The 24,292-nt window shown below is 70.5% G+C and carries 27 protein-coding genes and 1 pseudogene; 19 read left to right on the top strand and 9 right to left on the bottom strand.

Features of this window, described 5'->3' with window-relative positions:
* Nucleotides 1-10: 10 nt before the first annotated feature.
* The 5 genes from EZH22_RS07170 to EZH22_RS07150 all read right to left on the bottom strand — a co-directional run bounded on the left by EZH22_RS07170 (nucleotide 11) and on the right by EZH22_RS07150 (nucleotide 4,314).
* Nucleotides 11-691: a thioesterase domain-containing protein gene (locus EZH22_RS07170; protein ID WP_203195015.1), complete on the bottom strand. Its 681-nt coding sequence runs from the start codon at nucleotides 689-691 to the stop codon at nucleotides 11-13.
* A 189-nt stretch (nucleotides 692-880) separates the two neighbouring features.
* Nucleotides 881-1,564, bottom strand: a complete 684-nt coding sequence (locus EZH22_RS07165; protein WP_203195014.1) for a LutC/YkgG family protein — start codon at nucleotides 1,562-1,564, stop codon at nucleotides 881-883.
* Nucleotides 1,561-3,021 (bottom strand): LutB/LldF family L-lactate oxidation iron-sulfur protein, encoded by a 1,461-nt coding sequence (locus EZH22_RS07160; protein WP_203195013.1) that lies wholly within the window; start codon nucleotides 3,019-3,021, stop codon nucleotides 1,561-1,563. The genes EZH22_RS07165 and EZH22_RS07160 overlap by 4 nt, the downstream gene beginning before the upstream one ends.
* Nucleotides 3,018-3,842 (bottom strand): (Fe-S)-binding protein, encoded by an 825-nt coding sequence (locus tag EZH22_RS07155; RefSeq protein WP_203195012.1) that lies wholly within the window; start codon nucleotides 3,840-3,842, stop codon nucleotides 3,018-3,020. The genes EZH22_RS07160 and EZH22_RS07155 overlap by 4 nt, the downstream gene beginning before the upstream one ends.
* A gap of 172 nt (nucleotides 3,843-4,014) precedes the next feature.
* Nucleotides 4,015-4,314, bottom strand: a complete 300-nt coding sequence (locus tag EZH22_RS07150) for a hypothetical protein (RefSeq protein WP_203195011.1) — start codon at nucleotides 4,312-4,314, stop codon at nucleotides 4,015-4,017.
* Between the two features lie 220 nt (nucleotides 4,315-4,534).
* Here EZH22_RS07150 and EZH22_RS07145 point away from each other — a divergent pair, with 220 nt between their 5' ends.
* From EZH22_RS07145 to EZH22_RS07110, 8 genes are all read left to right on the top strand, one after another.
* Nucleotides 4,535-4,978, top strand: a complete 444-nt coding sequence (locus EZH22_RS07145; protein ID WP_203195010.1) for a host attachment protein — start codon at nucleotides 4,535-4,537, stop codon at nucleotides 4,976-4,978.
* Nucleotides 4,979-5,078: 100 nt separating this feature from the next.
* Nucleotides 5,079-5,585, top strand: a complete 507-nt coding sequence (locus EZH22_RS07140) for a TspO/MBR family protein (RefSeq protein ID WP_203196431.1) — start codon at nucleotides 5,079-5,081, stop codon at nucleotides 5,583-5,585.
* 68 nt (nucleotides 5,586-5,653) lie between these two features.
* On the top strand, nucleotides 5,654-5,854 hold the full coding sequence (locus tag EZH22_RS07135) for a twin transmembrane helix small protein (RefSeq protein ID WP_203196430.1): 201 nt from the start codon (nucleotides 5,654-5,656) through the stop codon (nucleotides 5,852-5,854).
* 24 nt (nucleotides 5,855-5,878) lie between these two features.
* Nucleotides 5,879-6,457, top strand: a complete 579-nt coding sequence (locus EZH22_RS07130) for a cob(I)yrinic acid a,c-diamide adenosyltransferase (protein WP_203195009.1) — start codon at nucleotides 5,879-5,881, stop codon at nucleotides 6,455-6,457.
* Nucleotides 6,458-6,613: 156 nt separating this feature from the next.
* Nucleotides 6,614-7,345: a rhomboid family intramembrane serine protease gene (locus EZH22_RS07125; RefSeq protein ID WP_203195008.1), complete on the top strand. Its 732-nt coding sequence runs from the start codon at nucleotides 6,614-6,616 to the stop codon at nucleotides 7,343-7,345.
* A 133-nt stretch (nucleotides 7,346-7,478) separates the two neighbouring features.
* On the top strand, nucleotides 7,479-8,228 hold the full coding sequence (locus EZH22_RS07120; protein ID WP_203195007.1) for an electron transfer flavoprotein subunit beta/FixA family protein: 750 nt from the start codon (nucleotides 7,479-7,481) through the stop codon (nucleotides 8,226-8,228).
* Complete coding sequence (locus EZH22_RS07115) at nucleotides 8,228-9,172, top strand: electron transfer flavoprotein subunit alpha/FixB family protein (RefSeq protein WP_203195006.1); 945 nt, start codon at nucleotides 8,228-8,230, stop codon at nucleotides 9,170-9,172. The genes EZH22_RS07120 and EZH22_RS07115 overlap by 1 nt, the downstream gene beginning before the upstream one ends.
* Nucleotides 9,173-9,261: 89 nt before the next feature.
* On the top strand, nucleotides 9,262-10,143 hold the full coding sequence (locus EZH22_RS07110; protein ID WP_203195005.1) for a 3-hydroxybutyryl-CoA dehydrogenase: 882 nt from the start codon (nucleotides 9,262-9,264) through the stop codon (nucleotides 10,141-10,143).
* A gap of 49 nt (nucleotides 10,144-10,192) precedes the next feature.
* Here the strand turns inward: EZH22_RS07110 and EZH22_RS32360 are convergent, their stop codons facing one another.
* The 3 genes from EZH22_RS32360 to EZH22_RS07095 are packed head-to-tail and all read right to left on the bottom strand — an operon-like array spanning nucleotide 10,193 to nucleotide 12,191.
* Complete coding sequence (locus EZH22_RS32360; RefSeq protein WP_203195004.1) at nucleotides 10,193-11,188, bottom strand: ATP-binding protein; 996 nt, start codon at nucleotides 11,186-11,188, stop codon at nucleotides 10,193-10,195.
* Complete coding sequence (locus tag EZH22_RS07100) at nucleotides 11,149-11,475, bottom strand: hypothetical protein (protein ID WP_203195003.1); 327 nt, start codon at nucleotides 11,473-11,475, stop codon at nucleotides 11,149-11,151. The genes EZH22_RS32360 and EZH22_RS07100 overlap by 40 nt, the downstream gene beginning before the upstream one ends.
* Nucleotides 11,472-12,191 (bottom strand): response regulator, encoded by a 720-nt coding sequence (locus EZH22_RS07095; RefSeq protein WP_203195002.1) that lies wholly within the window; start codon nucleotides 12,189-12,191, stop codon nucleotides 11,472-11,474. The genes EZH22_RS07100 and EZH22_RS07095 overlap by 4 nt, the downstream gene beginning before the upstream one ends.
* Before the next feature lie 323 nt (nucleotides 12,192-12,514).
* On the opposite strand from EZH22_RS07095, the gene EZH22_RS07090 reads away from it, so the two are divergent.
* From EZH22_RS07090 to EZH22_RS07060, 7 genes are all read left to right on the top strand, one after another.
* Nucleotides 12,515-13,096 carry a hypothetical protein gene (locus tag EZH22_RS07090; RefSeq protein WP_203195001.1) on the top strand — a complete coding sequence of 194 codons (582 nt, stop codon included), beginning with the start codon at nucleotides 12,515-12,517 and terminating at the stop codon, nucleotides 13,094-13,096.
* Nucleotides 13,097-13,275: 179 nt separating this feature from the next.
* On the top strand, nucleotides 13,276-14,343 hold the full coding sequence (locus EZH22_RS07085) for a substrate-binding domain-containing protein (RefSeq protein ID WP_203195000.1): 1,068 nt from the start codon (nucleotides 13,276-13,278) through the stop codon (nucleotides 14,341-14,343).
* Nucleotides 14,344-14,347: 4 nt separating this feature from the next.
* A complete protein-coding gene (locus tag EZH22_RS07080; protein WP_203194999.1) occupies nucleotides 14,348-15,370 on the top strand; it encodes an ABC transporter substrate-binding protein in 1,023 nt (340 codons plus the stop codon).
* A gap of 252 nt (nucleotides 15,371-15,622) precedes the next feature.
* Complete coding sequence (locus EZH22_RS07075) at nucleotides 15,623-16,441, top strand: ABC transporter permease subunit (protein ID WP_203194998.1); 819 nt, start codon at nucleotides 15,623-15,625, stop codon at nucleotides 16,439-16,441.
* Nucleotides 16,442-16,445: 4 nt separating this feature from the next.
* Entirely contained in the window at nucleotides 16,446-17,252 is an 807-nt protein-coding gene (locus EZH22_RS07070) for an ABC transporter permease (RefSeq protein ID WP_203194997.1), read from the top strand.
* Nucleotides 17,249-18,289 (top strand): ABC transporter ATP-binding protein, encoded by a 1,041-nt coding sequence (locus EZH22_RS07065; RefSeq protein ID WP_203194996.1) that lies wholly within the window; start codon nucleotides 17,249-17,251, stop codon nucleotides 18,287-18,289. Before EZH22_RS07070 ends, EZH22_RS07065 begins: the two co-directional genes overlap by 4 nt.
* A 4-nt stretch (nucleotides 18,290-18,293) precedes the next feature.
* Nucleotides 18,294-19,112, top strand: coding sequence for a phosphodiesterase (locus EZH22_RS07060; RefSeq protein ID WP_203194995.1), 819 nt, complete (start codon nucleotides 18,294-18,296; stop codon nucleotides 19,110-19,112).
* 33 nt (nucleotides 19,113-19,145) lie between these two features.
* On the opposite strand, the gene EZH22_RS07055 is transcribed toward EZH22_RS07060, so the two are convergent.
* A complete protein-coding gene (locus tag EZH22_RS07055; RefSeq protein WP_203194994.1) occupies nucleotides 19,146-20,141 on the bottom strand; it encodes a LysR family transcriptional regulator in 996 nt (331 codons plus the stop codon).
* A 95-nt stretch (nucleotides 20,142-20,236) separates the two neighbouring features.
* Between EZH22_RS07055 and EZH22_RS07050 the strand changes: the two genes are divergently transcribed.
* From EZH22_RS07050 to EZH22_RS07035, 4 genes and pseudogenes are all read left to right on the top strand, one after another.
* Nucleotides 20,237-21,703 carry a form I ribulose bisphosphate carboxylase large subunit gene (locus EZH22_RS07050; protein WP_203194993.1) on the top strand — a complete coding sequence of 489 codons (1,467 nt, stop codon included), beginning with the start codon at nucleotides 20,237-20,239 and terminating at the stop codon, nucleotides 21,701-21,703.
* Nucleotides 21,704-21,714: 11 nt separating this feature from the next.
* Nucleotides 21,715-22,116 carry a ribulose bisphosphate carboxylase small subunit gene (locus tag EZH22_RS07045; RefSeq protein ID WP_203194992.1) on the top strand — a complete coding sequence of 134 codons (402 nt, stop codon included), beginning with the start codon at nucleotides 21,715-21,717 and terminating at the stop codon, nucleotides 22,114-22,116.
* A gap of 70 nt (nucleotides 22,117-22,186) precedes the next feature.
* Nucleotides 22,187-23,140, top strand: coding sequence for a CbbX protein (gene cbbX / locus EZH22_RS07040; protein ID WP_203194991.1), 954 nt, complete (start codon nucleotides 22,187-22,189; stop codon nucleotides 23,138-23,140).
* A 77-nt stretch (nucleotides 23,141-23,217) separates the two neighbouring features.
* Nucleotides 23,218-24,278 (top strand): annotated as a pseudogene (locus tag EZH22_RS07035) (class 1 fructose-bisphosphatase).
* The last annotated feature ends 14 nt before the right edge of the window (nucleotides 24,279-24,292 follow it).

Below are 24,292 nucleotides of genomic sequence, written 5' to 3'. Positions count from 1 at the left end.
GTGTGGCGCCTCAGCCCGGCGCGCCGGGCTTGGTGGCGGCCTGGGTGCCGGGAGCGGCGGGGGCCGCAGGCTCCGTGGGCGCCGCCGGCTTGGGTTTGGGCTTCGGCTTGACCGTCATCGACCGCACCTGGCTGATGACCTCCTCATGCAGCCGCGGCGACTTCTCGATGTTGAAGTGATCGATGTTGCCGAGGGCGTTGAGGTTGCGGTTGACGATGTTGCCGCGGAAGCCCGCGGCGGCGGTCAGCCGCTTTCCGTAGCCGTTGTTGGACTGGTAGTAGTTCACGAAATAGCCCAGCGACGGCCCGACCTGGGTGACGCCCACCGGATCGAAGGTCACCACCAGCTTGGGCGGGGTGCCCAGGGCGGTCAGCCGCTCGGCCATCTCCACGGCGGCATCGGCCCCGAGCGAGTGACCGATGATCATGATGGGGGCGTTGCCGTTGGCCCGGCTCTCTGCCGCGGCGGCGTCGGCGAGGGAGGCCCATTGGCCGTACTCGTGCACCGAGGCGCGGATGCCGCGGGCGTTCATCTTCGCGGCAAGGTCATCCATGCCCAGGGAGAACACGTTGGCGAGGCCGCGCAGCAAATAGACATGGCCCCGGGACTGCTGGGCCGAGGCCGGCTCCACCGCACAGAAAACGACGAGCGCTGCAAGCAACGCCAGAATCAAGCGCAAGCCGGACTTCATGTGTCACCGTCCTTGATGATGGCGGATTTCTGCCGCCAAAACCCGCCCCGGGCAACAACCGAATGGTTAACCGGCGCAGCATCCCGCGCCGGGGGGCCCATTTTTCGCGGCCGCGTGGCGTTGCTGCATCATGTCTCTGGCGTAACGGAAAGCATCCGAGGCCGGCGCCGGGCTCCGGCGCTCCCGGCGTCAGACCGGCTCGCCCACCAGCAGAACGTGCAGGCTGCGCGGGCCGTGGGCGCCCAGAAGCAGGGTCTGCTCGATGTCCGCCGAGCGGGAGGGGCCGGTGATCCAGTTGACCGTGCGCGGCATGATGCCCGCGCCGAAGCGCGCGCGGATGCGTCCCCACACGGTCTCGTAGTCGGCGGTCACGTCGGCCGCGTCCACCACCACCAGGTGATGGTCGGGCAGCAGGTTGAGCGTGCTCGGATTGTCCGGGCCGGACAGCATCACCAGCGTTCCCGATTCGGCGATGCCGGCGAAGGCGTGGGAGAGGCCGGCGAGCTGGCGCCCGTCGGACGGGCCGATCCACACGTCGAGATTGGGCTCCTGTCCCCACGGCAGGGCGGAGAGCCGGGGATCGGCGCCGCGCAGGATGGTCGGCGGCAGGTTGCGTCCGCGCAGGTAGGCGGCGACGGCGGCCGGCACCTGATTCGCCGACGGCAGGTGATCGATGCTGGCCGCCGCGGCCAGGACCATCTCCTTGAACAGGGCGATGCACTCGGCCGGCGGCACCTGCGCCCGGGCCGGGACGAGCCCGCGCGGGTGGCCGGCGATGCGGTCGCCCACCTCCTGCAGGCGCGGCGCCTCGCGGGAGGTGACGCCGAGCGCGCGGCGGACGGAAGCGAAGACGGTATCGCGCGAGGAGGTCATCGGGCCGCTCCCTTGGCGGCGCGCGCGTCGGCTTCCGCCGCCTTGCGGGCGCGCCACTGGGCCTGGAAGGTGCCGCCCTCCGGGGCGGGGAAGTCGCGGTGGCGGGTCCAGCCGCCGGCGAGGGGGAGGGAGGCGAAGCGCCCCTTGCGCCGCCCGGCGAGGGCCAGCATCCCCATGGCGAGGCGGGTCGCCGGCCGGTAGAGCCAGCCGCGCCGCGCGAAGAAGCCCCAGACCGCCAGGCCGAAGCGTTGCGGCGCCGGCGTGAGGTGGCGCTCGAACTCCTTTTCCCGCCAGTGCCGCATCAGCTTGGGCAGCGGGATGCGCACCGGGCACACCTCCTCGCAGCGGCCGCAGAAGGTGGAGGCGTTGGGCAGGTTGGCGGCCTTCTCGATGCCGATCAGGGACGGCGTGAGCACCGCGCCCATGGGGCCGGGATAGACCCAGCCGTAGGCGTGCCCGCCGACCGCGTGATAGACCGGGCAATGGTTCATGCAGGCGCCGCAGCGGATGCAGCGCAGCATCTCGCGCAATTGCCCGCCGAGCATGCCGGAGCGGCCGTTGTCGAGGATCACCACGTGGTATTCGCCCGGCCCGTCCACGTCGTCGGGGCGGCGCGGGCCGGTGGAGAAGGTGGTGTAGACGCTCATCTCCTGGCCCGTGGCCGAGCGGGCCAGCACGCGCAGCAGCTGGCTCACGTCCTCCAGGGTCGGCACCAGCTTCTCCAGCGAGGCGAGCACGATGTGCGCCTTGGGCAGGGTCTGGGTGAGGTCGCCGTTGCCCTCGTTGGTGACGATGATGGAGGTGCCGGTCTCCGCCACCAGGAAGTTGGCCCCGGTGATGCCCACGTCCGCCGCGAGGAAGCGCTGGCGCAGCTCGCCGCGCGCCTCGGCCAGCAGCGCGGTGGGCTCGGAGAGGTTGCGCGCGGGCGAGAGGTGCGTGTGCACCCGCCGGAAGTCGGCTTCCACCTGCTCCTTGTTGAGGTGGATGGCGGGGGCGATGATGTGCGAGGGCGCCTCGCCGCGGATCTGGATGAGATATTCGCCGAGGTCCGTCTCCACCGGCTCGATGCCGGCGGCTTCAAGGTGGTCGTTGAGGCCGATCTCCTCGGAGATCATGCTCTTGCCCTTGGTGACGGTCTTCGCGTCGAGGCTGCGGCAGATCCGGGTGATGATGTCGCGCGCCTCGGCCGCGTCCACGGCGAAGTGCACGTGGCCGCCGGCCTCCTTCACCTTGGCCTCGTAGCGTTCCAGATAGAGGTCGAGGTGCGCCAGCGTATGGTCCTTGATGTCCCGCGCGCTGTCGCGCAGGGCCTCGAACTCGGGCAGCTTCCCGGCGGCGGCGGCGCGCTTGCCGATGAAGCCGGGGCCGACCTTGGCGAGGGCCTGCTGCAGCGGCGCGTCGGCAAGGGCCTCGCGCGCGTTGGCCTTGAAGTGCGGGGAGGTGATCTCGACGCTCATCGTTTCGCCCTCGCCGTCTCCGCCCGCGCCTCCACCGTCGCCGGCATGCCGAGGGCGGGCTCGGCGCCCATTCCGGCGAGCACCTCGGCCACATGGCGCACCGCGACGGCGCGCCCCTCGCGCTGGAGCTTGCCCGCCATGTTCATGAGACAGCCGAGGTCGCCGGCGATCAGGGTGTCCGCCCCCGAGGCGACGATGTTGGTGGTCTTCTTCTCCACGATGGCGTTGGAGACGTCGGGATACTTCACGCAGAAGGTGCCGCCGAACCCGCAGCAGGTGTCCGCGTCCTGCATCTCGACCAGAGCGAGGCCGTCCACCGAGGCCAGCAGCCGGCGCGGCTGCCCCTTCACGCCCAGCTCGCGCAGGCCCGAGCAGCTGTCGTGATAGGTGGCGGTGCCAGGGTAAGCTGCGTCCACATGGGTCACGCCGCGCACGTCCACCAGGAAGGAGACGAGCTCGAACACCTTGGCGCAGAAGCGGTCCACCCGGCCGGTCCAGTCGGGCTCGCCGGTGAAGAGCTCCGGATAGTGGGCCTTGATCATGCCGGCGCAGGACCCGGAAGGGGCGACCACATAGTCGAAATTCTCGAAGGCCGAGATCACCTGCTCGGCCAGCGCGCGGGACGTGGCGCGGTCGCCGGAATTGAAGGCGGGCTGGCCGCAGCAGGTCTGGAGCGGGACCTCCACCTCGCAGCCGGCTTCCTCCAGCAGCTTTGCCGCCGCAAATCCCACCGAGGGACGGATGGTGTCCACGAGGCAGGTGCAGAACAGGCCGACGCGCGGCGGGGAGAGCGCCGCGTCGAGTGACGGTGGGACGGTCATGGCGATCCGGGCGTTGTGCGGGCGGTGGAAACCCGGCCCGCCGTCATTTTATTAGAACGTTCCTATATCACCGGACCGCTGCGGGTGAAATGGTGCCAGGCGCCCTCTCCGGCCCATCCCGGCCCGCCGCTTCCGGCTCCCGGCGCCGGGCGGCGCGCGCCCTGCCGGCTCTTCAGCGGCCGGCGGTCACGCGGGCGTGGCGCGGCACCAGCCGCGTCAGCCGGCTGCCCCGGCCGGACGGGGGCTCGTCGCGGGCGCCGAGGAGCATCACGGCAAAGCCCATCTGCACGCTCCCGAAGGTGAGGCCGAGGGCGAACGTGAGCACCCCAACCGCAAGCAGGCCGTCCGGCGAGGTGGCGAGGAGCGTGCCGAGGTGGGCCACGTCGAGGACGACGAGGAGCGCGACGAAGATCGCGGCCACGCCGACGCCGATCCCGGCGTGCCGCACCAGGAATCTGACGAGGAAAGGCATCGCGAACCCCTTTCCCGGCCGCTGCCGGCGGCCGGCCTTCACCGGGCGGATGCGCCGCCCGGAAAACGCTGAATTTCAATGCTCTCATGCCCCCTCCCGCAAGGCAACACAGGCCGGCGGCGCACTCCGTCGCAGGCGGGCGGCGTGGGTCGCTTGACCCCGGTCAAGGCGGGGCGCGCAGTCGGTGCAATGCTGAAACCAACAGAACAAGGAGGCTCGGATGACGAAGTACGACAAGGCGCACCGCCTCGTGGTGGTGTGTGACGGCGCCAAGGCCGTCGTGCTGGCCGACCTGGGCGTCGCGACGGCGCCGCGCCTCACGGTGCTGGAAAGCTTCGCTGAGCCTCACCCCAGCACTGCCGCGCTCGGCACCGACCGGCCCGGCCGGGTGCACGAATCCGCCACCGTCGCCCGCAGCGCGACCGAGGAGACCGACCTGCACCTGCAGGCCGAGGTGGCCTTTCTCGGGCGGGTCGCCGGGCGCCTGGGCGAGATGGTGAGCGCGGGGGAGGCGCCGCGCATCCTTCTCGTCGCCCCGCCCAGGGCCCTCGGCACCCTGCGCGAGGTGTTGAGCGCGAAGGTGAAGGCGTGCATAGACGGCGAGATCGCCAAGGACCTGGTGAAGCTGCCGGTGGACGAGATCAGCCGCCACATCGCCACCTAGCGCGGATCGAGATTCAGATCGAGCGGCGCCCTTCCTCCACCGCCGTCATGGCCGGGCTTGTCCGGGGCATCACGGTGGCGGAGCCAGCCATGTGCGTGCCATGTCCCTGATCCACACCCCCTCCCTCTCGCCCTGCGCCCGCGCGCGGCTGCGCCTGCTCGGCTGCCTGCTGCTGGTGGCGGCGGTGGCGCTGGTGGGCGGGGCGGTGACGGCGCCGGCCATACCGGGCTGGTACCAGGGTCTCGTGAAGCCGGCCTGGACGCCGCCCAACCCGGCCTTTCCCGTGGCCTGGAGCGTGCTTTATCTGCTGATGGGGCTGGCGCTGTTCCGGCTGTGGGACCGCGTGCCGCCGTCGCAGCAGCGGAGCACGGCCATCCGCCTCTTCCTGGCCCAGCTCGCGCTGAACGCCCTATGGTCGCCGGTGTTCTTCGGCCTGCACGCGCCGCGCGCCGGCCTCGCCGTCATCGCCGTCCTCATCGTCGTACTGGCGCTCGCGGTGCGCGCGGCGTTCCGGGTGGACCGGACCGCCGGCGGGCTGCTGGTGCCCTATCTCGCCTGGGTGTGCTACGCCTCGACGCTGAACGCGGCCATCGTCGTCCTCAACTGAGGCGGCGCACCGCGCCAATGCGCTGCGCGAAGGTCCGCATCAAGCGTCCGCACCAAGGGGTGGCCGACATGCTCCACTGGTCCATCTATCTCTTCATCCCGCTCGCTTTGCTGCTGGTGGCGGGCGTCCTGTTCCTCGGCCTGTTCAACTTCGCCTCGGGCGGCTCGCCGCAGCGCTCGCAGCGGCTCATGCAGCTGCGCGTGCTGTTCCAGTTCCTGGCGATCATCCTGGTGATGATCACCATCTTCGCCATGGGCATGGGCCGCTAAGTCAGGGCGCGGGGGACACAGGGCATGGTGAAGCTGAACAAGATCTACACGCGTACCGGTGACGACGGCACCACCGGCCTCGGCACCGGCGCCCGGGTACCCAAGTACGACCTGCGGGTGGAGGCCTATGGCGCGGTGGACGAGGCCAACGCCGCCATCGGCATCGCCCGGCTGCATCTGGCCGGGGAGGCGGCGCTGGATGCCATCCTCACCCGCGTGCAGAACGACCTGTTCGACCTCGGGGCGGACCTGTGCGTGCCGCCGGCGGCGGACGAGGCGCCCGGCGCATCGCTGCGCATGGTGCCGGCGCAGGTGGCGCGGCTCGAGCAGGACATCGACACGCTGAACGCCGAGCTGTCGCCGCTCACCTCCTTCGTCCTGCCGGCGGGGACCCCGGCCGCCGCGCACCTGCACCTCGCCCGCACCATCTGCCGGCGGGCCGAGCGAATCATGGTGGAGCTGTCCCACCAGGCGGAAGGCACGGTCGGCCGGCCGGCCATCAGTTACGTGAACCGCCTGTCCGACCTCCTGTTCGTCGCCGGCCGCTACGCCAATGCGCGGGGCGCCGCCGACGTGCTCTGGGTGCCGGGGGCGAACCGGTAGCCGGCGCCGGCGGCGCCCTGTGCCCCTGCTGCATGCGGCGTTTTCTTCGCGCGAACCGCTGCCCACCGCGTCGGAAAACCCTTTAAGCTGGGGGCGCGGGACGAGGGCCGGGCGCGCCGCGCCGGGCCGGCCCCGCTTTGCCGGGATGCCTGCGGGATGTTCGTTCCCATCGCCGACGCCAATCCGCTCGAGCACGTGGTGCGCCCTTATGTCACCTGGGCGCTGCTGGCGCTGAACGTCTTCGTCTTCGTGGTGCTCCAGCACGGGGCGTTCGGCGAGGTGAGCGAGGCCGGCGTCCTCGCCTTCGGCGCCATTCCCGCCGTGGTGACCGGGGAGGCGATGCTCCCGCCGGGCTATGAACGGCTGCCGCCGGCGTTGACCCTCGTCAGCTACATGTTCCTGCATGGCGGCTGGCTGCACCTCATCGGCAACATGGCTTTCCTGTGGGTGTTCGCCGACAATGTGGAGGATGCCATGGGCCATGCCCGCTTCCTCGCCTTCTACCTTCTGTGCGGCATGCTGGCCGGGGCGGCGCACATTCTCTCCAATCCCTCGTCCGAGACGCCCCTCGTGGGCGCGTCGGGGGCGGTGGCGGGGGTGATCGCGGCCTATCTGGTGCTCCACCCCAATATCCGCCTGTGGGCGCTGATCCTCCTGAAGATTCCGCTCAGGGTGCCGGCCTACTGGGTCATCGGCGCATGGTTCGCGCTCCAGGTGTGGCAAATCCTGGCCGCGCAGGACCAGGACACCGCCTGGTGGGCGCATCTCGGCGGCTTCCTCTGCGGCGCGCTGCTGGTGGCGGTGATGCGCCGGCCCGGCGTCGCGCTGTTCGATCGCGATCCCTCCGGCGTGCCGAGCCGGCCGGCGGGGCCAAAAGGCGAGCGTTGACACACTTTCGGCCCCCTCCTACGTTGCCGGCCCGCAAGAAATGCTGCATCGCAGGGAATAAGCGGAAGTCACGGCGACGGGGGCGATTTTTCGACCGCCGGTCGCAATTTCGGGGAACGGGGAGCACGCCTCTATGAAGATCCTGGTGCCCGTTAAGCGGGTGGTGGATTACAACGTGAAGGTCCGGGTGAAGTCGGACGGGTCGGGCGTGGAGCTCGCCAACGTGAAGATGTCCATGAACCCGTTCGACGAGATCGCGGTGGAAGAGGCGCTTCGCCTGAAGGAAGCCGGCAAGGCGAGCGAGGTGATCGCGGTGTCCATCGGGCCGGCGCAGGCCTCCGAGACCCTGCGCACGGCGCTGGCCATGGGCGCCGACCGCGGCATCCTGGTGAAGGTCGACGGCGTGGTGGAGCCGCTGGCGGTGGCCAAGATCCTCAAGGGCGTGGTGGGCGAGGAAGCCCCCGGCCTGGTCATCCTCGGCAAGCAGGCCATCGACGACGACTGCAACCAGACCGGCCAGATGCTGGCGGCCCTGCTCGGCTGGCCGCAGGGCACCTTCGCCTCCAAGGTCTCCATCGAGGACGGCGGCGTGGCGGTGACCCGCGAGATCGACGGCGGCCTGCAGACGGTGAAGCTCAACGGCCCGGCGATCGTCACCACCGACCTGCGGCTCAACGAGCCGCGCTACGCCTCGCTGCCCAACATCATGAAGGCGAAGAAGAAGCCCATCGCCGAGAAGACGCCCGCCGACTACGGCGTCGACGTGGCGCCGCGCCTCACCGTGCTCTCGACCGCCGAGCCGTCCGGCCGCAAGGCGGGGGTGAAGGTGGGCTCGGTGGCCGAGCTGGTGGCGAAGCTCAAGGACGAGGCGGGGGTGATCTGATGGCTGTCTTGCTGCTTGCCGAACACGACAATTCGGCTCTCAACGGCGTCACCGCCAAGGCCCTCACCGCGGCCGCCGCCCTCGGCGGACCGGTGCATGTCCTCGTCGCCGGCCAGGGCGCGCAAGGCGTGGCGGACGCCGCGGCGAAGCTCGCCGGCGTCGAGAAGGTGCTGCTGGCGGACGACGCGCTCTATGCGCACCGCCTGGCCGAGCCGCTCGCGGCGCTGATCGTGGCGCTGGCGCCGGGCTATGACGCGATCGTCGGCGCCTCCACCGCGGTGGCCAAGAACGTGCTGCCGCGCGTCGCGGCGCTCATCGACGTGATGCAGGTCTCCGACATCACCAAGGTTGTGGCGCCCGACACGTTCGAGCGGCCCATCTATGCGGGCAACGCCATCCAGACGGTGAAGTCCGGTGACGCCAAGAAGGTGATCACGGTGCGCACCGCCTCCTTCGCCGCCACCGGCGAGGGCGGCGCGGCGGCCATCGAGAGCATCCCGGCGGTGGCCGATCCCGGTATCTCCACTTTCGTGGAAGAGAGCATCGCCGCCTCCGACCGCCCGGAGCTGACCGCGGCGAAGATCATCGTCTCCGGCGGCCGCGCTTTGGGCTCGCGGGAGAAGTTCGCCGAGCTGATCGAGCCCCTGGCCGACGTGCTGGGCGCGGCGGTGGGCGCCTCGCGCGCCGCGGTGGACGCGGGCTATGCCCCGAACGACTGGCAGGTGGGCCAGACCGGCAAGGTGGTGGCCCCCGAGCTGTACATCGCCCTGGGCATCTCCGGAGCGATCCAGCACCTGGCCGGCATGAAGGATTCCAAGGTCATCGTCGCCGTCAACAAGGATGAGGAGGCCCCCATCTTCCAGGTGGCCGACTACGGCCTCGTCGGCGACATCAACACCGTCATCCCCGAGCTCAAGGCGGAAATCGCCAAGGCGAAGGGATAGGATCAGGAGCAGGCGGCCGGGCGCATCCCGGCCGCGGCCACCAGGGCGCCGGCTCTCCCCCCGGCTTACAGGCGAAAAACGAGAGAATCATGCCGCTCGAGATCAAGAAGGTCGGGGTCATCGGCGCTGGCCAGATGGGCAACGGCATCGCGCACGTCTGCGCCCTCGCCGGCTATGACGTGGCCCTCCACGACGCGGATCCCGACCGCATCCGCTCGGGCCTTGCCACCATCAACGGCAACATGGCCAAGCAGGTGTCCAGGGGCGTGGTGACCGAGGAGGCCCGGCACGAGGCGCTCGGCCGCATCGTTGCGGCGGAGAAGGTCGAGGGCCTGTCCGAGTGCGATCTCGTGATCGAATCCGCCACCGAGAAGGAGGAGGTGAAGCGCAAGATCTTCGCCGGCCTCTGCGCGGTGGTGAAGCCGGAGGCGATGCTCGCCTCCAACACCTCGTCCATCTCCATCACCCGGCTCGCCGCCTCCACCGACCGGCCGGAGCGCTTCATCGGCATTCACTTCATGAATCCGGTGCCGCTGATGGAGCTGGTGGAGCTGGTGCGCGGCATCGCCACCGACGACGACACCTTCGAGAGCTCCAAGCAGTTCGTCACCCGCCTGCACAAGACCTATGCGGTGGCCGAGGACTTCCCGGCCTTCATCGTCAACCGCATCCTGCTGCCCATGATCAACGAGGCCATCTACACCCTCTACGAGGGCGTCGGCAGCGTGGATTCCATCGACCGGGCCATGAAGCTCGGCGCCAACCATCCCATGGGCCCGCTGCAGCTCGCCGACTTCATCGGCCTCGACACCTGCCTCGCGGTCATGCAGGTGCTGCACGAGGGACTGGCGGATTCCAAGTACCGCCCCTGCCCGCTGCTGGTGAAGTATGTCGAGGCCGGCTGGCTCGGCCGCAAGACCCAGCGTGGCTTCTACGACTATCGCGGCGAGAAGCCGGTGCCGACCCGCTGAGCCTGAGCCTGAGCCGGCGGGCCCTGCCCGTGCGTCGCGGGCCGGGGCGTCAGCCGCCGGCCCCGTCCCGCGTCACCGCCGGCAGCTCCACCTGCTGAAGCAGGCCGCCCCCCGGCCGGTTGGCGAGCACGAGGCGCCCGCCATGCCGCGAGATGATCTCGTTGGCGATGGCAAGCCCGAGGCCCGCGCCGGGAATCTTCACGTGGCGCGCCGGGTCCACCCGGAAGAACGGCTCGAACACCTGCCCCATGAGGGCCTCGGGAATGCCCGGCCCGTCATCCTCGATGAGCAGCAGCGCGCGGCCGTTGTCCTGCCGCACCGCCACCCGGGCGCCGCCGCCGTGGGTCGCCGCGTTCACCACCAGGTTGCGCGTCGCGCGCCGCAGCGAGAGCGGGCGCCCGCGCACGCTTGCCGGTTCGGCGTCCACGAGGCGGACCGGGCAGCGGGCTTCCTCCACCTCGGCGACGACCCCCTCCACCAGCACATCGAGGCGCACCACCTCCTCCGGCCCGCCTTCCACCTCCTCGCGCACCAGGCGGATGGCGCTGTCGGCGATGCGGTCGAGCTCGGCGAGGTCGGCGAGCCACTGGACCCGTTCCTCGTCGTCGGGGATGAACTCGGCCCGCAGGCGCATGCGGGTCAGCGGCGTGCGCAGATCGTGCGCCGCGCCGGCCACGATGCGCATGCGGCTGTCCATGGCCGACTTGAGGCGGGCCGACAGGCGGTTGATGGCCGCGGCGGCGGCACGGACCTCCGCCGGGCCTTCCTCCGGCAGCACCGGCGGCTCGCCGTCCGGACCGATGCGGGTCACCGCCTCCTCGATCAGCGAGAGCGGCTTGGTCAGCCGCCGCACGACGAGGACAACCACGCCGGTCACGCCCGCCACCATGCAGGTGAGCCAGATGGCAAAGCCGAAGGGGCCTCCGGGCGGGCCGGGCGGCAGCGGCGGCAGGCCACCGGCATCCCGGATCACCAGCCAGCGTCCGTCCGGCAGGCCGGCCGCGGTCACCAGCGGGCCGCCGCCCTCGGGATGCACCACGCGCACCCGAAGGCTCCGGCCGTTCTGGGCGAGGGCCTCCGCGAGGCGGCGGGTGGGCTCCTCGGCGATCGCGCCGGCCGGGGGGCGGTCGAGAGGCCGGGAGCCGGCGTGCCGGCGGGCACGGCGGCGGCCAGGTCGGCGGTCTCGGCGACGTGGCGGGCGATCGCGCCGATGCCGCCGAAGGGCAGCTCGGGCGGCCGGGAGAGGAAGAAGGACGCGCTGTTGGCGAGGGCGATCACCACCAGGACCGCCACCACGAGGATGGCGGTGACCTGCGCGCGCAGGGTTCTCACACCGCGTCCTCCTGTTCCACCCGCACCGCGAGCTGGTAGCCGCCGTTGCGCAGGGTCTTCAGGATCTGGAACGTCCCCTGGTCACCGAGCTTGCGCCGCAGGCGACTGACCAGCACGTCCACCGAGCGGTCGAAGGGGCCGGCCTCGCGGCCCTTGGTGATGTCGAGCAGCTGGTCGCGGGACAGGATGCGCCCCGGCCGCTCCAGGAAGGCCATGAGCAGGTCGAACTCGGCGCCGGTGAGGGGTATCTCGCTGCCTGCCTCGTCGGTGACCCGGCGCAGTTCCGGCTCGGCGCGGAAGCGGGCGAAGCGGTAGGCCCGGGTATCGGCGGGCGTCGCCTCCGGCGGGCCGGAGCGGCGCAGCACGGCGCGGATGCGCGCCACCAGTTCGCGCGGGTTGAAGGGCTTGCCGAGATAGTCGTCGGCGCCGATCTCGAGGCCGATGATACGGTCCACGTCCTCCTTGAGGGCGGTCAGCAGGATCACCGGCGTGCGCGGGCCGGCCTGGAGGCCGCGGCACAGGTCGAGCCCGGAGGCGTCGGGCAGCATGAGGTCGAGCACCACCAGGTCGATGCGCTGGGTGGCGAGCTTCTCCTGCATCTCGCGCCCGTCGCCCGCCGTCGTCACCCGGAAGCCCTGCGCCGCCAGGTAGCGCCCGAGCAGCCGGCGGATTTCGAGATCGTCGTCGACGACGAGGATGTGCGCACCCGCCTCCACCCGCTTGCTCCTCCCGCTTCCTGGACCGGCGGCCGAAGCCGCAGCGCCTTCGAGAATAAAGGAGCCGGCCGACGCGGCGCGCTTGCCGTGCATCCGAATATTGCCCACCGCAGTCCAGCAACATTGCGTCACAAATCCGGGCGCTGCCGTGACTTTTGGACATATGGAGACCTTCGGCAGCAACCTGCGCCCGCCACAGTGCCCCCATCAACGGTTCTGAGGAGGCACTCGATGCCGCAGACACCACTCCGCAAGGCGATCCTCGCCGGGGCGCTCATCCTCCCCCTTCTGGGGCGGGCCTTCTCGCCGCGCCCGCGGCGCCCATGAGGAAGAGTCAGGACCGGCTGCCGCAGGCCTCGGGCGAGGAGCCCGTGCGCATGGCTGCGCTGGAGATGCAGGGAGCTTCGGCCGAGGCCCGCCCGCAAGAAGCGTCCCGCCCGCCGGGGCCGCGCGGCCCCCATGATGGACGCCGGCCGCCGCCGGGTCCGCTGGCCCTCGCCCGCAGCCTCGCCTCGGCGGAAACCGCGATCGGGATCCGCGCCGGACAGCTCGATGCGTGGCGCGACTTCACCGATGCGCTGCAGGCGGCGGTTCCGCCGCCGCCCGGTCCGCCCGCCGTGGCCCCGCCGCCGCCCGACCGGGTTGGCGCGGCTTCGCCGGCGGATGCCTTCGCCCTGACCTCGGCCTTTGCCGCGCGGGTGGCAGAGGCCGGCCAGGCCGGTGTCCGGCTGGCGCAGGCGGTGGAGGTTCTGAAAGCGCGGCTGACACCGGATCAGCTGGAGCGTCTGGCGCGCATCGAGCCGACGCTCCTGCCCCCGCCTCTCCTGCCCCCGCCTCTTCCCATGGGCCCGCCGCCGATGGGTCCGCCCCACGAACCGAAGGATGATCGCCTCCCGCCCCGGTGAGGCCACGCGAAGGAAGGGATGCTCGCCGCCCTTGATTGTCCCTTCCCCGCAGCGGGCGTGCCTCGGCACGCCCGCTGTTGCCTTTGGGCCCGCCGTCACACGCCCGTCGCGTGGGGTGGGTATCGATCCTGAAAACGGTTTCGCGTTGTCATCCGGCATCGCCCGCCGCAGGATCGATCATGGCCCGCATCGTCACCATCCGCACGGTTGCCGAACGCGCCGGCTGCTCCATCGCGACGGTGAGCCGCGTCATCAACCGCTCCGCCCCCACCAGCTCCGAGGTGGAAGCGCGGGTGCGGACGGCCGTCGCCGAGCTCGGCTTCCGCCCCAGCGAGATCGGCCGGGCGCTGAAGACCCTGCGCATGCGCACCCTGGGCGTGGTCATTCCCAGCCTCACCAACCCGGTCTTCGCGGCCTCCGTCGCCGGCATGGAGGGCGAGGCGCGGCGGCGCGGCCATACCCTGCTGCTTACCGCCACGGACTACGAGCCCGGCCGCGAGGCGGAGCTGGTGGAAACGCTGGTGGCGCAGAACGTGGCCGGGCTGCTCCTCACCGTCGCCGACGCCGATCACAATCCCACCCTCGACTTGCTCGACGCCGAGGGCATCGCCTACGTGCTCATCCACAATGAGCCGGCCGCGGACGCCCGCGCGGCGGTGTGCGTGGACAATGCGGCCGCAACCCATGCGCTGACCGGGGCGATGATCGCCGCCGGGCACCGCCGCATCGCCTATCTCGCCGGCCGCTTCTCCACCTCCGACCGCTCGCGGCGCCGCCATGAGGGCTACCGCGCCGCCATGGAAGCCGCCGGCCTCGCTCCCGAGGCGCCGGTGGAGCTCGATTATCTGGGCGACGCCCCGAGCCACGCCGCCGCCCTCGCCGGGCTGTTCGCCGGCGCCGGCCGGCCCACCGCGGCCCTGTGCTCCAACGACCTGCTGGCCCTCTCGGTGGCGGGCGCGCTGCGCGAGCTCGGCCTCGCGGTGCCGCGCGACGTGTCCCTCGCCGGCTTCGACGGCATCGCCCTGGGGCGGGCCATGAACCCCAGCCTCGCCACCGTGGACACCCCCACCCGGCGGATGGGCGAGCGCGCCGTGGAGATGCTCTTCGCCATGCTGGAGGAGGGCGAGGGACCGCGCGTCGAGCGCCTGCCCTTCACCCTGCGCCCCGGCGGCACGCTCGCCGCCGCGCCCAAGCGGGCCGTCCCGCGCAACCCGCCTTCACCCCCGACCCCCAACCCGCGAGGCTGACGCCATGCGCCGCATCCTGACCCGTGTTCTCGCCGCGAGTGCCCTTGCCGCCGTGTCCGTCGCCCTCGTGCCGGCGCGCCCGGCCGTGGCGGCGGACGCCATCTGCTACAATTGCCCGCCCGAATGGGCCGACTGGGGCGGCATGCTGAAGGCGATCAAGGCCGACCTCGGCATTGACGTGCCGCAGGACAACAAGAATTCCGGCCAGTCCCTGACCCAGATCATCGCGGAGAAGGCGAGCCCGGTGGCGGACGTGGCCTATCTGGGCGTCACCTTCGGCATCAAGGCGAAGGATGCGGGCGTCACCCAGCCCTACGAGCCGAAGGGTTTTGCCGACATCCCGGCGGGCCTGAAGGATCCGGACGGCAACTGGTTCACCATCCATTCGGGCACCCTCGGCCTGTTCGTGAACAAGGACGCGCTCGGCAAGACGCCGGTACCGGCCTGCTGGGCGGACCTCCTGAAGAGCGAATACAAGGGCCTCGTCGGCTACCTCGATCCCACCTCCGCCTTCGTCGGCTATGTGGGCGCGGTGGCGGTGAATGGCGCGCTGGGCGGCACCCTCGACGACTTCAGGCCGGGCATCGAATATTTCCGCAAGCTGCAGGCGAACCAGCCCATCGTGCCGAAGCAGACCTCCTACGCCCGCGTGGTCTCGGGCGAGATCCCGATCCTGTTCGACTACGATTTCAACGCCTACCGCGCCCGCTACTCGGACATGGGCAATTTCGTCTTCGTCATTCCGTGCGAGGGCACGGTGGTGGTGCCCTACGTCATGAGCATGGTGAAGGGCGCGCCGCATCCCGAGGCGGCGAAGAAGGTGTTGGACTACGTGCTCTCCGACAAGGGGCAGGGCATGTGGGCGAAGGCCTATCTGCGCCCGGCGCGCAACATCGAGCTGCCGAAGGACGTGGCCAGCCGCTTCCTCCCGGCCTCCGACTATGCCCGCGCCAAGCCGGTGGACTATGCCAAGATGGAAGCCGCCCAGAAGGCGTTCTCGGAAGCGTATCTGAACGCGGTGAAGTAAGAACAGAAACGCCCGCATGTCCCGGCCAAGCGCAGCCGAAGGCGGAGCGCCGAGCCGGGACCCAGCACACGAATCCTGCGGAGCAGACCGTATCCCCGGCAGCGGCGGGTTCGGCAGGCCTTCGGCGGTTCGTTGCGCTGGGTCCCGGCTCTCCCTCCGCTGACGCTCCGGTCGGCCGGGGCACGGGACGCGGCCCCGCTCGAACACCGCATGCCCTGACCCGCCGGGCATGGCATCCATCGAAAGACCGCCATGCATAGCGCCGACCGCCTCGCCCGCCTGTTCCTGCTGCCGCTGTTCCTGTTCGTGGCGGCCTTCTTCGTGCTGCCCCTGGTGCGGCTCGTGGGCGTCGCCGGCGCGGGGCCGAACGGCCTGGCGGAATACGTTGCCATCCTCACCAATCCACGGCACCTCGCGACCCTCGTCGCCACCCTGCTCCTGTCGGCGGCGGTGACGGCGGCGACGCTGGCCGCCGGCACGGTGGTGGCCCTGTTCCTGGCGCGCAACCGTTTCCCCGGTCGCGCGCTCCTCGTCTCCCTGCTCACCCTGCCCCTCGCCTTCCCCGGCGTGGTGGTGGGCTTCATGGTCATCCTGCTGGCGGGGCGGCAGGGGCTTTTGTCCAGCCTCTCCATGAGCCTTGGGCTCGGGCGCTGGGTGTTCGCCTATTCCATGGCGGGCCTCTTCGCCGGCTATGTCTATTTCTCCCTGCCGCGGGTGCTGGTGACCCTCATGGCGGCGGCGGAGAAGCTCGATCCGGCGCTGGAGGAAGCGGCGCGCTCGCTCGGCGCCGGCCGGCTGGAGGTGCTGCGCGACGTGACCCTGCCGGGGATCGCGCCGGCGCTCATGGCCTCCGGTGCCATCGCCTTCGCCACTGCCATGGGCGCCTTCGGCACCGCCTTCACCCTGGCCACGCGCATCGATGTGCTGGCCATGACCATCTATACGGAGTTCACCCTCAACGCGAACTTCGCCACCGCCGCCGCTCTGTCCCTCGCCCTCGGCGCCATCACCTGGGCGGTGCTGGCGCTGGCCCGCAACTTCGCCGGCTCCGGCGTCGCGGCGGCGGGGTGATGCCATGAGATCCGGCCTTCCGCCCCACCGCCTCACCTTCGCCTTCCAGCTGCTCGTCACCCTCCTGGCGTGCGCTTTCCTGATGGTGCCGGCGGGGGCGTCCATTCTCGCCGGATTCACGGTGAGCTATTTCCGCGGGCCCTCCTCCGGCCTGACGCTGAACTGGATCGGCGAGGTGCTGAATCTCTATTCCGGCACCATTGCGCTCTCCATCGCCATCGCCCTCGGGACGCTGGGGGTGACGCTGCTGCTCGGCGTGCCCGCCGCCTGGGCGCTGGCGCGGCGGCCCTCGCGCCTGTCGCGCCTGGTGGAGGAGGTGGTGACGCTGCCCGTCGCCATTCCGGGCCTCGCTTTGGCCCTCGCCTTGATCCTGGCCTATGGCGGCTTCCGCGACTTCCGCATGAGCCCGCTCTTCATCCTCACCGGCCACGTGCTCTACACGCTGCCCTTCATGCTGCGGGCGGTGATGGCGGTGCTCGCCGCCGTCGACGTGCGCACGCTGGAGGAGGGGGCGGCCTCGCTCGGCGCCTCGCCGTTGCAGCGCTTCTTCCATGTGGTGGTGCCCAATGCGCGGGGCGGCATCCTTGCCGGGGCGCTGATGGTGGTGACGCTCTCCATCGGCGAGTTCAACCTCACCTGGATGCTGCACACGCCGCTCACCAAGACGCTGCCGGTGGGCCTTGCCGACAGCTATGCCTCCATGCGCCTCGAGATCGCGAGCGCCTATACCCTGGTCTTCTTCGTCATGATCGTTCCCCTCCTCGTCGCCCTCCAGGTGTTCGGCCGCGCAACCTCGGGAGGGACGAAATGACCGCCGCATCCGGCGCCGCCATCACCGTTTCGGGATGCGGCAAGACCTTCGCCGACGGCACCCGCGCGCTCACCCCCCTCGACCTCAAGGTGAGGGCGGGGGAGACGCTGGTGCTGCTCGGCCCGTCCGGCTGCGGGAAGACGACGCTGCTGCGCCTCATCGCCGGGCTGGAGACGCCCGATGCCGGTGGGCGCATTCTGTTCGACGGGGTGGACGTCACCGCTCTGCCCATCGAGAAGCGCAACGTGGGCATGGTGTTCCAGTCCTATGCCCTGTTTCCCAACATGAGCGTCGTCGACAACGTGGCCTATGGGCTGAGGGTGCGCGGCGTCGGCCCGGCGGAGCGGCGGGCGCAGGCGGCCGGCGTGCTGGAGATGATGCGCATCGGCCAGCTTTCCGAGCGGCGCATCGACCAGCTCTCCGGCGGCCAGCGCCAGCGGGTGGCGCTGGCCCGCGCGCTGGCGGTGCGGCCGCGGGCGATCCTGCTCGACGAGCCGCTCACCGCGCTCGACGCGGCCTTGCGCGAGCATTTGCGCGGCGAGATCGACGCCTTGCTCCGGCGCCTCGCCATCACCGCCGTCTACGTCACCCACGACCAGGCGGAGGCGCTGGCGCTGGGGGATCGCATCGTGGTCATGCGCAACGGCGCCATCGCCCAGGTGGGCACGCCGCGGGAGGTCTATTTCCAGCCGGCCGATGATTTCGTCGCCGATTTCGTCGGCATCACCAACCGGCTCGACGGGGCGGTGAAGGGCGGCCGGTTCGCGACGGAGGCGGGCATCGTCCCGGTCGCGGGGCCGGACCGGCCCGTCGCCCGCCTGCTGTTCCGCCCGGAAGCCGCGCGGCTGTGCCCGCCGCCTGAAGCCGGGCTGGTGTTCGAGGTCCGGCAGGTGGAGTTCCAGGGCGCGCGCCAGCGTGTGATCCTCGCCGGCACGGGCGGCGTCCGCATCGTCGCCGAGGCGCCCGCCGACATGCTCCTCGCCCCCGGGGCGGCGGTGGGTCTTATCCTTGATCCCGCCCGCATAGCGCTGGTCTGACCCCATGCTCATCGCCCAGCTCACCGACACCCACATCCGCCGCCCCGGCAGCCTGGCTTATGGCGTGGTGGACACCGCCATTTTCCTCGAAGCCGCCGTGGCGCACCTGCTGGCGCTCGATCCGCGGCCGGATGCGGTCATCGTCACCGGCGACCTCACCGATTTCGACGACCCGCAGGAGCATGCCCGCTTCCGGCAGATCACGGCGGCGCTGCCCATGCCGGTCTTCCCCATTCCCGGCAACCACGACAGCTCGGCCGGCCTCCTCGCCGCCTTTCCCGAGATCGCCGGCCGCTGCGCGGGCGGCCGGGTGAACTATGTGGTCGAGGATCTTCCGCTCCGCATCGTGATGCTGGATTCCACCGTCCATGGCCGTCCGCACGGCACGCTCGGGGCGGAGGGGCTCGACTTCCTCGACCGGGCGCTGGGCGCGGCGCCGGGCACGCCTGCGCTGGTGTGCGCCCATCATCCGCCCTTCCTCACCGGCATCCGCCACATGGATGTGCAGAACCTCTTCGACGCGGCGGCGCTGGAGGCGGTGCTGCGACGCCATCCGCAGGTGCTGGCCTACACCTGCGGCCATGTGCACCGGGCGGTGACGACCACCTTCGCCGGGCTTGCGGCCACCATCGCGCCGGCGCCCGCCCATTCCGTGAGCCTCGCCCTCGATCCCGCAGCCCCGCCCACCTTCCACATGGAGCCGCCGAGCCTGTCGCTGCACCGGTTCGCGGAGGGGCGGCTGGTGACGCACAGGAGCTTCATCGGCGCATTTCCAGGGCCTTTTCCCTTCTTCGGGCCGGATGGCCGCGCCATCGCCGGCTGACGCGGCGCAGCGGACGGCGCGGGAACGCGCGCCCTACCGCCGGCGCTTCGGCCCGGCGGATCCCCCGGACGAGGCCGGCGACGGCGGGGGCAGGAAGCACCTTCCGCCTTCGCCGGCCGGCATCTTCGGCAGGAAGCTGCCGCCCTCCCGCGCCAGGAAATCCTGGAGGGCGAGCCCCGCCGGCAGCAGGCGCTTGTCCCGCGCCCGCACCACGAGCCATTGCCGCACCGCCGGCAGCCCGGCCACGTCCAGCACCTCCAGCCGCCCGTCCGCCACCTCGGCGGCCACCGTGTGGGCGGAGATGAAGCTCAGCCCGAGGCCGGCCATCACCGCCTGCTTGATGGTCTCGTTGGAGCCGATCTCCATGGCGATGGGGGGCTGCGGCACGCCGGCCTCCCCGAATACCCGTTCCATCAGGATGCGCGTACCCGAGCCCGGCTCGCGCACCAGGAAGGGCTCCTTCGCCAGGTCCGCCGGATCGAGGCGGCAGCCGATGAGGCGGTGCGCCGGCGGGGCGATGATCACGTGCGGGTGGTCGCCGATCACCTGGGTCTGCGCCTCCAGGTCCGGCGGCGGGCGGCCCATGACGGCGAGGTCGAGATCGAGGCTGACGAGGCCGCCGATGATGTCCTCGCGGTTGCCGATCATCAGCTTCAGCTCGATCTCGGGCCGGCGCTTGCGGAAGGCGGCGAGGGCCATGGGCGCGAAATACTTCGCCGTGGAGACGACCCCCACGACCACCGAGCCGGCCTCCGGGCTTTTCAGGGCCGCGATGGCCCGCTCCGCCTCCACGAGGGCATTGGCGATGCGCTGCTGGGCGGCGAGCAGCTCCTTGCCAGCGGCGGTCGGTCGCAGGCGGCCGTCGGCCCGCTCGAACACCGGGACCCCCAGATCTTCCTCCAGCGCCTTCATCTGCGCGGTCACCGCGGGCGGGCTCAAACCCATGTCCTGCGCGGCTTTGGCGTAGGAGCCGGAGGCGGCGGCGAGGGCCACGAGCCGCAGCTGCTTGAGGGTCCAGTGGTGAGCCACTTCAGGTTTCCTGAATATTGAGTTCACATCATTCAAATTTACCTAAATCGCGACGCGAGGCAAGGTCCCTTCAACAAGCAAGGAGGGCCGCCATCATGGGTGCCGACGCCGCCATCGGGCAGATCAAGGACGCCAAGAAGAGGTACGCCGCCGGCGTGCTGAAATATGCCCAGATGGGCTATTGGGACGGCGACTACCAACCCAAGGACACCGATGTCCTGGCCCTGTTCCGTGTCACCCCCCAGGAGGGCGTGGACCCGGTGGAGGCCGCCGCCGCCGTCGCCGGCGAAAGCTCGACCGCCACCTGGACGGTGGTGTGGACCGACCGCCTGACCGCCGCCGACATGTACCGCGCCAAGGCCTACAAGGTGGAGCCGGTGCCGGGCCAGCCCGGACAGTATTTCTGCTGGGTCGCCTACGACCTCGATTTGTTCGAGGAAGGCTCCATCGCCAACCTCACCGCCTCGATCATCGGCAACGTCTTCTCGTTCAAGCCGCTGAAGGCCTGCCGGCTGGAGGACATGCGCCTCCCGGTGGCCTATGTGAAGACCTTCCGCGGCCCGCCCACCGGCATCGTGGTGGAACGCGAGCGCCTCGACAAGTTCGGCCGCCCGCTGCTGGGCGCCACCACCAAGCCGAAGCTCGGCCTCTCCGGCAAGAATTACGGCCGCGTGGTCTACGAGGCGCTCAAGGGCGGCCTCGACTTCGTGAAGGACGACGAGAACATCAACTCGCAGCCCTTCATGCACTGGCGCGACCGCTTCCTCTACTGCATGGAGGCGGTGAACAAGGCGCAGGCCGAGACCGGCGAGGTGAAGGGGCACTACCTCAACATCACCGCCGGCACCATGGAAGAGATGTACCGCCGCGCCGAGTTCGCCAAGGAGCTGGGCTCCTGCATCGTGATGGTGGACCTGATCATCGGCTGGACCGCCATCCAGTCCATCTCCAACTGGTGCCGCGAGAACGACATGGTCCTGCACATGCACCGTGCGGGGCATGGCACCTACACGCGCCAGAAGGGACACGGCATCTCCTTCCGCGTCATCGCCAAGTGGCTGCGCCTCGCCGGCGTCGACCACCTGCATGCGGGCACCGCCGTGGGCAAGCTGGAAGGCGACCCCATGACCGTGCAGGGCTACTACAACGTCTGCCGCGAGATGACGACGAAGACCGACTACACCCGCGGCCTCTTCTTCGACCAGGAATGGGCCGGCCTGCGCAAGGTGATGCCGGTGGCCTCCGGCGGCATCCATGCCGGGCAGATGCACCAGCTCATCGACCTGTTCGGCGAGGACGTGGTGCTGCAGTTCGGCGGCGGCACCATCGGCCACCCGGACGGCATCCAGGCCGGCGCCATCGCCAACCGCGTCGCGCTGGAGGTCATGATCCTCGCCCGCAACGAGGGCCGGGACATCAGGAACGAGGGTCCCGAGATCCTCGTCGAGGCCGCCAAGTGGTGCCGTCCCCTGCGGGCCGCCCTCGATACCTGGGGCGAGGTGACCTTCAACTACGCTTCCACCGACACGTCCGATTTCGTGCCCACCGCTTCCGTCGCCTGAAGGAGGACACCATGCGCATCACCCAGGGCACCTTCTCCTTTCTGCCGGACCTCACCCCGACCCAGGTCAAGGCCCAGATCCAGTATGCGTTGGATCAGGGCTGGGCGGTCTCGGTGGAATACACGGACGACCCGCACCCCCGGAACACCTACTGGGAAATGTGGGGCCCGCCCATGTTCGACCTGCGCGACTCCGCCGGCGTCTACGGCGAGGTCGAAGCCTGCCGGAGCGCCAATCCCGGGCTCTATGTGCGGGTGAACGCCTTCGATTCCACCCGCGGCTGGGAGACCGTACGCCTGTCCTTCATCGTCCAGCGACCGGCCGTCGAGGACGGCTTCCGCCTGGAGCGCACCGAAGGCCCCGGCCGCACCCAGCGCTACGCCCTCCAGCACCGGCAGTACGCCGCCGGCTGACCGGCCCCCTTGCCCAAGCTTCACCAGCGCGGACGTTCCCACCGCGCCACTTAACGCCGAGGTTCGAGTCATGCTCGATGTCGCCTTTTCCGCACCGTCCGCCGCGTTGCCGGCAAAGGCAGCAGCGGGCGGACTCGACCTCGGCGCTCTCTTCACCGAGAGCGAAGTCCCTGAATTCCTGGCCGAGCTGGAGGCCGACCTCATCGGCCTGAAGCCGGTCAAGCGCCGCATCCGCGAGATCGCCGCGCACCTGGTCATCGGCCGCGCCCGCGAGAGCCTGGGCCTGACCTCCGGCGCGCCGACCCTGCATATGGCGTTCACCGGCAATCCCGGCACCGGCAAGACCACCGTCGCCCTCAAGATGGCGCAGATCCTCCACCGGCTGGGATATGTGCGCCGGGGTCATCTTGTCTCGGTGACGCGGGATGACCTGGTGGGGCAGTATATCGGCCACACGGCACCGAAGACCAAAGAGATTCTCAAGAAGGCCATGGGCGGGGTCCTTTTCATAGACGAGGCTTATTATCTGTACCGGCCCGAGAACGAGCGGGATTACGGACAGGAAGCCATCGAGATCCTGCTCCAGGTGATGGAGAACCAGCGGGACGATCTCGTCGTGATCCTGGCCGGCTACAAGGACCGCATGGACCGCTTCTTCGAGAGCAATCCCGGCTTCCGCTCGCGCATCGCTCACCACATCGACTTCCCCGACTACGAGGACGCCGAGCTGGTGCAGATCGCCAGGACCATGGCGCAGGCGGCGGATTACACCTTCAGTCCCGAGGCCGAGGTGGCGCTGGAGGAATATGTCACCAAGCGCCGCGCGCAGCCCAATTTCGCCAATGCGCGGTCCATCCGCAACGCCCTCGACCGCATGCGCCTGCGCCTGTCGCTGCGCCTGTTCGAGCAAGGGGGCCTTGCCGACCGCGCCGCGCTTTCGACCATCACCGAAGGCGACGTGCGCGCCAGCCGTGTGTTCTCCGGGGGCATCGACGCCCCCGACTACAAGCCCCGCAACGCGTAGAGGCGGCGGGACCAAAAACGCCGATGACGACCCGCCGAACGGGTCGCGCGGAGAAGACCCTCAGGGAGACGACCGCCATGCCCACCGCCGATCATCGCGCCGCACCGGGAATCACACTTGCCTGCGCCCTCGAGGAATGGGCGGGGGAGGACGCGCGCCGCCGCGATGTCGCCACGACCCTCGCGGCTCTTGCCGTCGGCGCGACCCAGCTCGCCCGGCGCATCGCCGAGGGTCCGCTCGCCGGCGATTTCGCCCGCACGCTGTCGTCGGGCGAGGCCGGGGAGGGGCAGAAGGCGCTCGACATCATCTCCAACGACATGGTCATCGACGCCCTGAGGCAGGCCCCGGTGGCCGCTGTGGCCTCGGAGGAGAACGACGCGCCGGTGCTGCTCGACGCGGACGCGCCGCTGCTGGTGGCCATCGATCCGCTGGACGGCTCGTCCAACATCGACACCTGCATCTCGGTGGGCACCATCTTCGCCGTCTTCCCGCGCCGGGACGGATCGGCCGCGGGCGAGGTGGCCGCCTTCCTGCAGAACGGGCGCGACATGCTCGCCGCCGGCTACGTGGTCTATGGTCCGCACACGGCGCTGATGCTCACCGTGGGTGCCGGCACCTGGCATTTCGCCCTCGATCGCACCGACACGTTCCGCCTCGTGAATGCCGACGTGAAGGTGAAGGAAGGGGCGGCCGAGTTCGCCATCAACATGTCGAACTACCACCACTGGGACGACCCCGTCCGCGCCTATGTGGATGACTGCCTCGCCGGCCGGAAGGGCCCGCGCGAGCGCGACTTCAACATGCGCTGGGTGGCCTCCATGGTGGCCGACGCGCACCGCATCTTCCAGCGCGGCGGCATCTATCTTTATCCCGGCGACGGGCGGAAGGGCTACACCCACGGCCGCCTGCGCCTGCTCTACGAGGCTTTCCGGTGGCCTTCCTGATGGAGCAGGCCCAGGGCACGGCCATCGACGGGCGGGGGGCCATCCTCGACCTCTGCGCCACCAGCCTGCATCAGCGCGTGCCGTTCGTCTTCGGCTCGCGCGACGAGGTGGCGCGGGTCGCCCGCTATCACCTCGAGCCCGCCGGCCACGGCGAGCGCTCGCCGCTGTTCGCGCGGCGCGGCCTGTTCATCTGACCCCGACCGAAGGC

The sequence above is a fragment of the Xanthobacter dioxanivorans genome, assembly GCF_016807805.1.
GTDB lineage: Bacteria > Pseudomonadota > Alphaproteobacteria > Rhizobiales > Xanthobacteraceae > Xanthobacter > Xanthobacter dioxanivorans.
This window is presented reverse-complemented; position numbering and strand designations above follow the sequence as displayed.